7 protein-coding genes are annotated in these 12,994 nt (G+C 44.8%); all 7 read right to left on the reverse strand.

Translation table 11 applies throughout. The annotated features are described in order from the left end of the window. Positions 1 to 13: 13 nt before the first annotated feature. The 7 genes from DWY79_RS09170 to DWY79_RS09200 all read right to left on the reverse strand — a co-directional run bounded on the left by DWY79_RS09170 (position 14) and on the right by DWY79_RS09200 (position 12,880). Positions 14 to 409, reverse strand: a complete 396-nt coding sequence (locus DWY79_RS09170) for a response regulator (RefSeq protein ID WP_005863076.1) — start codon at positions 407 to 409, stop codon at positions 14 to 16. A gap of 131 nt (positions 410 to 540) precedes the next feature. Continuing rightward, positions 541 to 2,412 carry a TonB-dependent siderophore receptor gene (locus DWY79_RS09175; protein WP_122369234.1) on the reverse strand — a complete coding sequence of 624 codons (1,872 nt, stop codon included), beginning with the start codon at positions 2,410 to 2,412 and terminating at the stop codon, positions 541 to 543. 91 nt (positions 2,413 to 2,503) lie between these two features. Then, positions 2,504 to 2,905 carry a nickel-responsive transcriptional regulator NikR gene (gene nikR / locus DWY79_RS09180; RefSeq protein ID WP_057326478.1) on the reverse strand — a complete coding sequence of 134 codons (402 nt, stop codon included), beginning with the start codon at positions 2,903 to 2,905 and terminating at the stop codon, positions 2,504 to 2,506. 89 nt (positions 2,906 to 2,994) lie between these two features. Next, positions 2,995 to 4,590: a SusD/RagB family nutrient-binding outer membrane lipoprotein gene (locus DWY79_RS09185; protein ID WP_057326479.1), complete on the reverse strand. Its 1,596-nt coding sequence runs from the start codon at positions 4,588 to 4,590 to the stop codon at positions 2,995 to 2,997. 4 nt (positions 4,591 to 4,594) lie between these two features. Then, positions 4,595 to 7,900 (reverse strand): SusC/RagA family TonB-linked outer membrane protein, encoded by a 3,306-nt coding sequence (locus DWY79_RS09190; RefSeq protein WP_122369235.1) that lies wholly within the window; start codon positions 7,898 to 7,900, stop codon positions 4,595 to 4,597. A gap of 172 nt (positions 7,901 to 8,072) precedes the next feature. Next, on the reverse strand, positions 8,073 to 9,737 hold the full coding sequence (locus DWY79_RS09195) for a SusD/RagB family nutrient-binding outer membrane lipoprotein (protein WP_005857803.1): 1,665 nt from the start codon (positions 9,735 to 9,737) through the stop codon (positions 8,073 to 8,075). 29 nt (positions 9,738 to 9,766) lie between these two features. Then, positions 9,767 to 12,880: a TonB-dependent receptor gene (locus DWY79_RS09200; protein ID WP_199705208.1), complete on the reverse strand. Its 3,114-nt coding sequence runs from the start codon at positions 12,878 to 12,880 to the stop codon at positions 9,767 to 9,769. Between the last annotated feature and the right edge of the window lie 114 nt (positions 12,881 to 12,994).

A 12,994-nucleotide genomic window follows, 5' to 3' on the forward strand; every position in this document is an offset into this window, starting at 1 on the left:
TCTTAATAAATCCTTACCATACGATCGACGGACAATACTGCGATATCGTATTTTTCAATACCTTTAGATTGATCGGCTTCGTGATAAAACCGGAAGCCCCGGCTTCTTTAGCGGCTTCCATATCAGAGTCGAATACATAAGCCGACTGCATGATTACGGGGATATCTTTCGATAGCTTACGGATTTCCTTCAAGGACTCGATACCCGTCATCTCAGGCATCTTTATATCCATCAAGATCAAGTCCACCTCGTTTTCCTTAAAGAGAGCCAAAGCTTCCAAACCAGTTTTAGCACGGATCAAATTACAATATTTATGTAAAATGGTCTTCAGAAGTAAATAATTACTTTCCTCATCCTCCGCGATTAGCAACGTGGGCTTTCCTCCACTCAAATCATTTTTCACATCCATATATATAACGTTTTATTCTTTTAATCAAAATCAAATAAACTCTGATGAAGCAAAGATAAAACAAATATTAGAAAGTAGACATAAAATTCAAGGAGATATGAGTATTCGGGGAAGTTCTTTTTCCACCCATGCTAGAAAGTTACGTCTATACCTCCCATAAATATCGCCTTCGGCATCGGGAATCCTTCGTTGATGGAATAACGGGCAGCCGTTAAATTCTCTCCTTTGACAAATAGATTCAAGCCTTTATCACGTGTACCGAAACGGTAGGCTGCCTTCGCGTTCAAAACCGTGTAATCCTCTTTCACCTTGTCCGCCGTATTGATATAAAGGTCGAAAATGGATTGTACGTTCACGTTGAAAGTGAAACGTCCCGGGGCATACATCACGCCAGCGAAAAATTTATGTGCCGGAGCCGCCAGCAGGGCCTTGCTCGTATGCAAATAGCTATAATTCATATCGAGGCTCAAATTCTTGAGAATCTGGTAACGGGAATCGAACTCGATACCTTTATTCGTAAAAGTACCCGTATTGACATTCTTAGGCCGTCCGTCTATACGTGTCGTCTCGATCATATCCTGCCCGTCGATAAAAAAGGCAGTCAACTCCGTAAACAAGTTGCCGTCCAAAAATGTCTGCCCGATGGATACCTCGTAGTTCATCATGCGCTCCGGTTTCAAATCTGGGTTCTGAGGCGGGAACATGTACATCTCCCGTATATTCGGACTCCGGAAGCCTTTCGACAAAGAAGCCTTTATCACGTTCCCCTCGAACGGACGTACCGTGAAGCCGGCCTGCGGAATCCACTCGCCGCCGAAGATACTGTTATGCTCATAACGAACCCCGGCGTTCAAGCTTACCTTGTCAAATAGATCCTGCTGCATGATAACGTATCCGGCTACCTCGTTCACGGTCTTATTCACCAACTCATTCTGGTTACCATTGATACTATCCTGCCATGCGTGACCACCCCAGTTCTTATAATCGATGCCGACCGTAAAACTATTCCCTTTCACCAAGCGGAAAGACTGATAAAGCAAGAAACCCGCATTATGATCGTCCGAATAAAACAGATAAGGATTAGGCGTCCCGCCCGGATTATACCCATCATCAATCTTATGATGGCCCCAGTTGTAGAAAGCACGAAGAGCACCACTTGTCTTCCCGTAATTATTCTCTAAAGCGAAGGAGGTAGTACCTCGCAGGATATTCATTATATTATCGATAAGCGGATTTGTTATCTCTCCCGGGTTCTGGTTCTTGAACTTAGCTAAGCTTACGTCTCCCGTCACCTTATAATGATCATCAATCTTATATCCTAACTTAGCGAAACCATTCGTGATATGAAACTTCGAATCCGGACGATGTCCATCCGTGCGGTCATGATTCAATGAGATATAACTACTAAAGTTACCGATATTGTACCCATTATTAATCATATACTTCTGGGTGTTATACGAGCCGTACATGATACGGGCTTGTGTACGTCGTCCCGGCCGATTATGCTGGCGGGTAATGATATTCACGACACCTCCCATAGCGTTCGAGCCGTATAACAAGGAACCCGGGCCACGGATCACCTCCACCCTTTCCACGTCCGAAGCCACATAGGTATCCGGAAGCGAATGGCCGAATATACCGGCCCATTGAGGCTGTCCGTCGAACAACATCAAGACCTTATTACTCTGTCCGACACCCCGGATATTAACCGTCCCGGCCGCTCCCTCGGAGACGCCGAAACCTGTAATCCCTTTTTCCGTGACAAACAGCCCGGGTACTCGCTCCGACAATACGGGAAGCAACGCCGATTCACTGCTAGCCTCAATCTCCTCCCGTTCGATGACCGAGATAGATAACGGCACACTGTTCCGGTTCACATGGATCTTGTTGGCGGAAACCACCACCCCTTTCAAATTGATCAGACTGTCAATCTCTGCCGGATCTATCGCAAACGCCATGGAGCCTATCAACAGTCCGAAAACCAGTAAAAGTTCTTTTCTCATATACTACTACATCTATAATATTTATCATTTTAAACATCCCTTAGTAGCACGTCTACTAAAAAACGTGTTACCAAACCCGCAAAAAAAAGCATTAATCCGCCCGGCTCATCACCAACTTACCATGCTTAATGCCTTTGATTGTCGTCAACTTATCCGACAATTCCGTCAAGCGGTGGGCCGTTCCCATCACCGTCACTATATGCAAGCAAAAATTCTGATTGATATAATACTGGGAAGACGACAAGATCACATCCTTATAATTTTGTTGGATACTCGTGATTTTCAAGGAGATCTCTTTCTTGACTTGGTCATACATGATCACGATCGTCCCGGCTACGATATGGTTGCATTGCCATTTACGTTCGGCTACATTCTTCTCTATCAGAAAACGAATCGCCTGTGAACGATTGGCGAAGCCATTCTCATTCACATATTGATCCAATGATTCCAACAGATTGTCTTCCAAAGAGACACCAAAACGTTTTAAAGACATAAACCCTTTTTTTATAATTTTCGGTGCCAAAGGTAGTGTTTTTTCAAGAATCTCGGTATTCTATCGGCAGGAAGAGGAAAAATTAGTCGCTAATCACGAAAATTCACTCCGGTATCCCACCATAAGCGAGTACCTCCGGTATCCGGACCTCCCAAATACTCACACAAGGCGGAATATTGAGCCGGGTTACCGGAAATAATGCTAACCGGGAAATTCAAACGACGAATCATCGTTCGCATATCGATCTTTCCATTGCTTTTATTCACCAAAACCGGGAACAAACGGGGATAACCGGTACGCCTCTGCTCCGCCCAAGCCTCACAGCCCTCGGGGTAACAAGCGATCCATTTTTGGGTAATGATCTTCTCCAGCTTGGTCTCCCTAGAGGCTTCTTCATCCCATGCCGGAGACACCAAGCAAAGCGCCTTCGCAGAATAGTCGGGAGTAAACGTATCCACGAAATCGGCGGCTACATGATCACTTTGTAAATAAGCGTTCGCCTCTCCTACCCTCCATTGATTGAACGATGATCGTACGCCTTGCTCATAGCAAGTCCCGGCGTCCTCCCCGGACCAGCCCCGCAAGGCTGCCTCCGCACGTAAGAACCAAACTTCCGCAGGCGTCATTAAGATAGCGTCCGTTTTCTGGGTAATCGTGCTTCTCGAATGCTCACTATAGCGGGAATGATTAAATCCTGTCCCTTGCCGGATTCCCCGGTACTCCCCGGAATATCCCTGTCCGGTAGCAGGCTCAAAATAACGAGATAACCGAGGGTCTTTATATCCTTTAAGGATCGATTCCATATTAGCGTTCATAAAAACCTCTCCCCACGCCTTATTGATCTCCCCCAGCGGATTCGAGTAGCCGGTTCCGGCGGTAGAAACCGCAACGACCTCATAAGCCTCCTCCAGCAAACCGGCTGGATGTGTCAGCGACTTATGCGCCTCATCCCTTGCCTTATCAGGGTCAGCCATAGCGATACGAATCGCCAAGCGCAAACGTAATGAGTTGGCGAAACGCATCCATTCCCCAAACGTCCTGTAATTCTCCGGCATAATCATATCGAAACGAGAAAAGGTTTCTTCTCCATCATATTCAGACAGCAGGTGAATAGCCTCCCCCAAATCTTGGAAAAAAGCATAATAAGCGTCTTTCTGGGAATCCGGCATTACCCCGGCATCCGACTCCCCAAACTTTGTATACACAATCGGGCCATAATAATCCGAGATCCGATGCATGATCTCTACTTTCAGTATTTTAGCGATCGCATAGAAAGCCGGATATTTATCACGGGAATGATCTTCCGTCTGCTTTATCTCCGTCATGATATATCCATACGTATTATCCCACATCGTACCATTCCAGCCATCCTGCAAATTATAGACCGTATTCCCCAATCCTGCGTTGAAGGGTTTAAAATCATGCATATAACCGGAAAACATATCCGCATTCAGATTTTGCATCGTCTGGAAATGCCAGTTCTTGCCACTCCCCCAATCATAATTAAAATAAATCCCCATCTGGACTACCTTTAGCCAGACACCGAACGTATTATAATCATACGTTTTCTGCTCATCGGTAAAACCCGTATTATCGGTATTATACTCCTCGAATTTACCCGTACAGGAAAAAAGGAGTAATACAGCCAACAGAGCTGCCATCTTATTCAGAAATCTCGTCTTCATACGCTTAGAATGAAAGTTTCACATTAAAGCCGACACTTCTCGTAGTCGGTATCCCGAATATATCAATCCCTTGATTGCTATTGCTCGCCGAAAGCACGGCATCCGGATCAAATGGAGCCTTTTTATAAATAAAGAATAGATTCCGGGCGACAAAAGACAGTTCCGCCTTTTTGAGAAATTGTTTTCTCCCCAGCAATCTCTTCGGTAGCGTATATCCCAAAGATAACTCCCGCAAACGGATATTGGTAGCATCGTACATATAATATTCAGTCACACCGTTTCGTCCTCCCACCTGCTCATAAAATCCTTTTATGTTATAAATATGATGCCCTTCCAAATCCACATACCCCATCGTACGGGCCTCTCCGGAAACCTTACTCACTCCCGTTTGGTCAAGCACAGCCTGAGTCTGGGCCAGCACATCTCCCCCAAAATGCCCGTCAATCAAGAAATAGAACGAGAAATCCTTATACGTGAAACTATTTCCCCAACCCAATAAGAACGCCGGATTGCAATTCCCCACCTTAGCCGTATTCCCGCTGCCGATCTCTTGGGGCAAGCCGTCCCGACCATACACGATCGCACCATATTTATCCCGCTCAAAAGCTTTCCCATAGATATCACCAAACGAGCCACCTTCCACCAAACGCATCGTATAGCTAGAGGAGAATCCTTCATCTCCTTGAATAAAGCTAGCCAAATCATCATGTAGTTTCTTTACTTCATTTTTATTCCGGGAAAAGTTGAGTGTCGTATTCCATTTAAACTGATTCGTTAAGATAGGAACCGCACCGAACGTCAATTCCACTCCCATATTCTGTATATTTCCCGCATTCACAAAATAATACTTGTATGCGGCTCCAGCGGAAGAAGGTAAAGAGAAGAGTTGATTTTTCGTATTGGTCTTATAGAACGTAAGATCCACGTCCATACGATAATCAAAGAATTTCCATTCGGTACCTATCTCAAAAGAACTGCTCATCTCCGGCTTCAAGGTACCGAACGGAGCCGTATCATTCGGCTGGGGAATCCCGCCCGCGGCGATATGGCCTACCGTATTGCTAACGAATAAGGGTATATCATTACCCACCTTACTCCAAGAAGCCCGTACTTTCCCAAAAGATATCAAGGAAGGCATCGAAAAGGATTTAGGGATAATCCAAGAAAGACCGACTGAAGGATAGAAAAAACCTCTTGATTTACGTTCCGTAAACGCAAGGGTAGATGACCAGTCATTACGTGCGGTCACATCTAAGTAAAGGCTTTCCTTATATCCCAACTGCGCCATAGCAAAAAAGGATTGCATTTGCCGGCGTGCGTCATCCGACTCCTCGATGTAGGCACTGGACGACATGTTAATATTAGCGATCGTAAAGACATTCGGATAATACAAGGAAGCCGTTTTCGAATCCAGCCTCAACGCACTGGTGCGTGTGTCCGTTATGCTCGTACCGATAGCGGCGTTCAAGGAGAAATCATCCCAGCTCTTATTCAATTTAGCCATCAAATCCCCATAGAGCAACGTAGTCTGGTAGGTGTAATAAATGTAACGCCCGTTCTCACCGGCGATACCCGGAGAGGTAGAAGCGTATATTTCCTGCTGATACTTATCATTCACATAATCGATATTTCCACGGCCCTGTAATGTAAGCCAATCTGTCACCTTGAAACTAGCGGAAGCCAACGCCAACACACGGGCACGTTTGTCCTCGTTTTCCGTACGGTTGACCAACCAATAAGGATTTTGCTCAAAATCAGTAATCGTAGTATACCAGTTCTGGACGTTCATATTCCGTTTCTCGTTATATACCTCAAAGTTCTCCTTATAAGGTGCCATATCCATCCCTCTAGGAAACGTGTATAAACCTTGTAACGGGTTCATATAAAATCCCCCGGCCGTAGGTTTTCCTTTGATTGTTTGGAGTATCAAGTTTACCTGCCCCTCCAAGATCAAACGATCATCAAAGAAAGAAGAACTTTCACGGAGATTAAAATTATGCTTGCTTAAATTATTCTTAGGAACGATGCCCCGTGCGGTCGTATTGGCATACGAAAAATAATTTTGCACATGGCTATTCCCTGCCGTAAATATCAATGAGTTAATAGCGGTAATACCCGTCCGGAAGAAATCGCCGACAGGGTCATAGACCGGAAGAGAAGCCCGGTCTCCCCAACAAGTTTCCGCCCCTTCCATCCGTCCGAACTCATTCTGAAACTTGGGGAGACTGATCGCTTGATCAACAGTCAGCGACGAGGAGAAATGAATATTCCGTACCCCGGCCTTACCTCTTTTCGTTTTGATCAAGATCACACCGTTCGCCGCTTGTCCCCCATACAACGCAGAGGCCGAAGCCCCTTTCAAGACACTCAAACTCTCTATATCATCAGGATTTAGATTAGAGATACCATCGCCCGCATCCCGGTTACCGGCATCGGCCGTACCACCGATCGTTGTCAAGGCTTGCTCACTGCTAATGCTCAAGATCGGGACACCGTCTATCACATACAAAGGCTGGTTATTTCCGGATGCGGAACGACTACCTCGAATAATCACCCGGGACGAGCTACCCAGACCGGCGGAAGTCCGGTTAATCTGGAGTCCAGCCATCTTTCCGGAAAGCGTACTCATAAAATTAAAATCCTTGGCCCTTACCAATTCCCCACCTGTGATTAACTGGGTGGCATAAGGCAAGGAAGATTCTTTCTTCTCGATACCAAGAGCCGTAACGACTACCTCGTCCAAAATCTGGGCGTCATCCTCCAACTGCACATTCAATGACAATTGCCCCTCATACTCAATTTCCCGTGAACGATAACCGATATAAGAAAAAACCAAAGTAGCCTCCTCGGGAAGCTCCAATACAAAGCTGCCATCCATATCCGTAATCGTACCGTTTCTCGTTCCTTTCTCCACCACATTCACGCAGGCAATAGGCTCTCCTTTGTGATCGGTCACGATGCCTTTTACCTTACCATCCAGCTTTTGTTGCATTTGGATTATCGCCTCTTTCTTATTCAAGATGATCTGGTCATTCATGACCGTATAGACGATCTCCGTGTTCTTAAACAATAAATTTAAGATCTCGAAAACCGAACGCCCGGATAAAGGTTTACGCACTTTCTCCGATAAATTGATCACCTGAGCGTCATAAATAAAAGAATAATTGGTTTGGCTCTCGATCTCATCCAAAGCGCCAGCCAAGCTAACCGGGGGAGAGATACGAATATAGGATTCCGAACGTTCCTGTTGGGCGCCCAGCGGGAATATACATAATAATAGTAGAATGAAGATATAAATATATAATCTCATAATTTACACACGCACAATTTATCATGGGTAAATGTAAGAATTATTATCTAATACTATTCAATTATAACAAAAAAATCTCGCTTGGAGTACTGTTCTTCACAGATAAGTATCTCCAAACGAGAATAACCATCAGCTTCTGTTAAAGCCCAATATAATCAATCTGTCTGTTTATTTATTTTGAAGATGTGCAATAGTTGGAATTCTTATCCCACCAAATCGGGGTCGAAACCACATCACCTTTCCCACCTAACATGGATTTGCCTTTCTCATATTCAGCAGCATTTACCAATTGCTCTTTCATCGGGTATTTCATACGTTTGATGAAATTTTGAGGATTCAAGATATTTGTATCACTATTATTGTATACAGCTTGATCTCGATAAACAGCCACATCCAAACGAGGCAAGTTCAAACGACGCTTGTCATTCCAAGCTTCCTGCGCCAAATCTGGAAGTCCGGCGATATATTTCTGCGTGATGATCTTTTCTAAAGCCGTATTGCCCGCGCCTTGTTGATCGTCATATTTCGCACTGGTACCAGCCTCATTCTTTTCCGTGGAAGCCAAATACTCCTCAACATCACCCGATACACCCCAAGTCTCGAAGGAAGCACGTACACCTGCCTCGTAAGCAGCTTTAGCATCACCGGCGACCAAATTACGGGCGAACAACTCAGCTTTCAAGAAATCAACTTCCTCAGAAAGGAACATGTCATAAGGACGAGATTTATACGGAGCACCATCCTTAATAATAAAGCCCATCTCTGCACATTGCTTAGACTGATAAATACCAGTATTCGCCTCCTCGGCTTTCGCACCGTATACCAAACCCTTCCAATCACCATTCTCAATACCCGGCTGGAACATCTTCGGGGCACGAGGGTCTACCTTAGCGGGATGTACATTCGATACCGCAACTCCGGATGTCTGGTTTACCACGCCGGCAGGCCAATCGATATTACCGATATTAGTCACTAATTTCTCAAATGACTTGGACATACAGATCGGACCGCTCCAAGTAATCTGGAACATCGTATAGTTATAGTCTTGTCCCCAAGAACCATCCGCTTTTGGAGGCATATAAGCGTTATCGGCCTTACTTGAGATCAAGCCACAAGGGGATGTCAAAGCGGCATTTGCCTCAGCGACACATTTCTCTCGATCCACCTCAGATAGACGAACAGCGAAACGAAGACGCAAGGAGTTTCCAAATTTTTTCCAAAGAGAAACGTCATTCTTATAGACCAAGTCGATACCTGCATCCGAGAATATAGGCTCAGCGCTATCGCTGAAGCTATTCAACGCCTCATCCAATTCCGTGAAATATTCATAATAGATATCCTTCACCGATTTATAAGGAGGATTATCTTCTACGGTAGCATAGGCCGGGAAAGGCATCGGACCAAACTTATCCGCAGCCTGGCTATGGATATACACACGCCAGATACGAGCGAAAGCGATCGTATTAGCATATAAGTCCTTATCTTTTTCCATCAAACTACGGATCACGATATTGATAGAGGAAATCTGTGTCAGATACGCTTGCCATGTTAAATTGTTCCACTCGTCATTTTGGATATAATTCTTAGTTGCCCAGCCACCGCCATCGATCAACATTTGAGAGTAGAAATCAATTTGCAAAGGCTTCAAGCGTTGTTCCACATCACCATCGATAATCATCCCACCACGTAGCGTAGAGGCCAATCGAGGTTCGTTCATATTGTAATTTACATCATCTGTCGGCTTATCCGGGTTCTCATTTATACCTGTCAGGTCGCAACTAGTCACACCCAGCATCATAAACGAACAAGCTGCTAATATCTTTATACTACTTTTCATAATAATTCCATTTTTAGATTTATGTTTCATTAAAATGCCAGATTAATATTGAAACCTAAGCTTCTCATAGTAGGCATAGAACCGTACTCGATACCTTGAGCGTTACCAGATGTATAAGCAGCCTCCGGGTCGAATCCCTTTGTCTTACTATAAATCATGAACAAGTTACGAGCCACGAAACTCAAGCGAGCGGAAGTAAATGGAGTCTTCGCCAACATCGTTCTCGGGAAATTATAACCCAAACTCAACTCACGTAAACGGATGTTTGTCGCATCGTACATATAAGCCTCTGTCACGTTATTGCTAGAAAGACCATTCCAATAAGCTTGAGCCGTAATGCTTTTCGTATTGGGAGTACCATCGGCCAATACCCCCGGAACAACCATACCATCACGACCATCCAACGTCATCTCTAAATTACCGGATGAAGCACCCGCACGGATAGATCCCATATACACATCACCGCCATAACGCATATCGAACATGAAGTTCAACACGAAATTCTTATATGACAAGGTATTGCTCCAACCCATCATCCATTTCGGCTGGTTGTTACCCAACAATACCATATCGTCCGTTCTCAAAGGAACACCATCAGCACCGATAATAATGTTGCCGTTATCATCCCGTTGATAAGCGTAACCGTAAATATCTCCATAGGCTCCACCCTCGTGAGCGACGATCTTCAAGAAACTTACTGATGCGTCACTAAGGATCTGCTCTTTCGTATCATCTGTCAATGAAATTACCTTGTTGATATTCTTTGACCAGTTCAACTGAGTATCCCATTGGAAACCACTCTCGGAGATATAAGGAGTAGCGTTAAACGCAACCTCTACACCTTTATTCTCAATATTACCGGCGTTGATCATCTTTTTCTTAAACCCTGTAGCGGAAGGAACATCGATCTTTAAGATCTGGTCTTTGGCGTTCTTCTTATAATACGCTACGTCGACACCAACCCTATTCTCAAACGCCTTCAACTCAAGGCCTAACTCCCAAGAGTTGATCGTCTCATTCTTTAAATTTGGATTTGCCATCCAATCCTCGTTGCTGGCATTAAAAATACCCCCTTTAATATCATAACTGATATTATAATAGTCACGCAACATATAAGCGTCCGTATCATTACCTACCTGAGCCCAAGACGCACGGATCTTACCGAAAGAAAGAATACCCGTGTTATGCCCCATCTTATTCAACATTTGGGTGAAAATCCAGCTAACACCTACCGACGGGTAGAAATAAGAGTCATTGTCTTTCGGAAGTGTTGAAGACCAGTCGTTACGAGCGGTTAAGTCCAAATACAAATAGTCGTCCCAAGACAAAGATGCCGTAGCATATAGCGAGTTGATTTGTTTACGGTTGCGAGTATACTCACCACCATGTGTCTTACCGTTGGCGATCGCATGGAAATCGGGAATCACAAACTCACCGGATGATTCCTTGTACCATGTAGAATTACGGTACATCATATTACCACCTACCGTACCTACGATACCAAATCGATCCCAGTTGCCTTTAGCAGTCAATAAGAAATCAGAGTTGATCTCGGTGAATTTCTCCATATTGGCAGTCATGCTACCGTTGTTCTCCCAATACGGGTTACCTGTCGCACGGATTGTCTCATACTGGATGGTGTAATTATCCATACCAGAGCGAAGCTTCAAGCTCAACCAATCCGTAAACGTGAAATCCAAGGCCGCGAATCCGATAAAGCGGTCTTTCTTATCCTTGTTCGTATTGCGGTAAGCGGACCAATACGGGTTATTGGCGTTGGCTCCCGTGTCGATCAGATAACCAGCGGGCTTTCCGTCCGCACGTTTCCAATCATTATCTTTATAGGCGTCATAGTCAGAGAAGCCCACACTTCGAGGCATACTTAAATAGTTAAGGAAGATATTATCCGGGTCGCCCGCTAATTTCACACGGTTGTTCGTATGCTGGCTTACATAATTGACCTTCACGTCAGCCGATAACCATTTAGACAGCTTAGCCGTAGAACGCAAATTAATAGACGTACGATCCATTCCGCTATTCGGGACAACCCCCTTATTATCCAAGCGTGTCACACCGGCACGGAAAGTGATATCCTCGGAGCTCTTACTCAAATCCACGCTATTCGTCCAAGTGGTACCAGTGCGCAAAAAGTCCTTGTACAGATTATTATCTCTAGCCGCATAGCGATGAGATCCCATCGCCATATCCTTAGGAGAACCATCCATAACGGCACCCCAGCTCGTCGCTTTATTATTATCGAAAGCGCCGTCGATACCTTGTCCGTATACATCTTGGAACTTCGGGGTTTGCATCGGGTTCTCAGCCGTGAAATTCGAGTTGATACTTACGCCCCAACCTTTATTCTGGCTACCTTTCTTAGTCGTGATCATCACGACACCGTTACCTGCACGGCTACCATACAACGCCGCGGCTGCCGGGCCTTTCAATACGGACATACTCTCGATATCATCCGGGGAGATATCAGAGATACCGGAACCTTTATCCACGTTACCGTTACCCCAATAGTCATCCGTACCACCGCTAAAGTTATCGATAGGTACACCGTCCACAACGATCAACGGCTGGTTATTACCAGTAATAGAGTTATTACCACGAATCACGATACGAGAGGAACCACCGACACCGGTACCATTTTGCTTGATCTGCAAACCTGCTACCTTACCAGCCAAAGCGTTGGCCACGTTAGCATCACGGGTTTGCGTCAGGGACTCACCTTTCAATTCAGACATAGAATATCCCAAAGCCTTTTTCTCTCGCTTGATACCCAAAGCGGTTACCACGACTTCATCCAAGGCTTGCGTATCATCGACCAATTGAACCTCGATAGAAGGTTGTCCGGTAAAGACGATCTCTTGCGTATTAAAACCGATATAGGAAACTTGTAAAGTCGCATTGTTAGGAACATCCAACTCGAAACGGCCATCCATATCCGTGATGGTACCGTTGGTAGTTCCTTTGACAATTACGTTAGCACCGATAATAGCCTCGCCCGTTTTGTCCGTAACGACACCGACTGCTTTTCGTGTCTGTTGTTGAGCGTTTAAGACTGTGACTTCATGCGTGTTCTCTGCGAAAACCATGGCCGGTACCAAACAGAATGCGCATACCCCCATGTTAATCATTAACGGAATTTTTCGAAAAAGAGAATAACTATTCCCCCTTAAAGCATTTAAGGTTACAATTTTATTCATATTTTTGTAGTGTTACTATTTATAATAAAGTTATTTGTAGCTGCG

It is taken from the genome of Parabacteroides sp. AF27-14 (assembly GCF_003635425.1).
GTDB lineage: Bacteria > Bacteroidota > Bacteroidia > Bacteroidales > Tannerellaceae > Parabacteroides > Parabacteroides distasonis.

Bases quoted from the DNA above. Each gene is read 5' to 3' on its own strand.
- DWY79_RS09190 (WP_122369235.1), bottom strand. From the start codon at position 7,900: ATGAGATTATATATTTATATCTTCATTCTACTATTATTATGTATATTC.
- DWY79_RS09185 (WP_057326479.1), bottom strand. From the start codon at position 4,590: ATGAAGACGAGATTTCTGAATAAGATGGCAGCTCTGTTGGCTGTATTA.
- DWY79_RS09200 (WP_199705208.1), bottom strand. From the start codon at position 12,880: ATGATTAACATGGGGGTATGCGCATTCTGTTTGGTACCGGCCATGGTT.
- nikR (WP_057326478.1), bottom strand. From the start codon at position 2,905: ATGTCTTTAAAACGTTTTGGTGTCTCTTTGGAAGACAATCTGTTGGAA.
- DWY79_RS09195 (WP_005857803.1), bottom strand. From the start codon at position 9,737: ATGAAAAGTAGTATAAAGATATTAGCAGCTTGTTCGTTTATGATGCTG.
- DWY79_RS09170 (WP_005863076.1), bottom strand. From the start codon at position 409: ATGGATGTGAAAAATGATTTGAGTGGAGGAAAGCCCACGTTGCTAATC.
- DWY79_RS09175 (WP_122369234.1), bottom strand. From the start codon at position 2,412: ATGAGAAAAGAACTTTTACTGGTTTTCGGACTGTTGATAGGCTCCATG.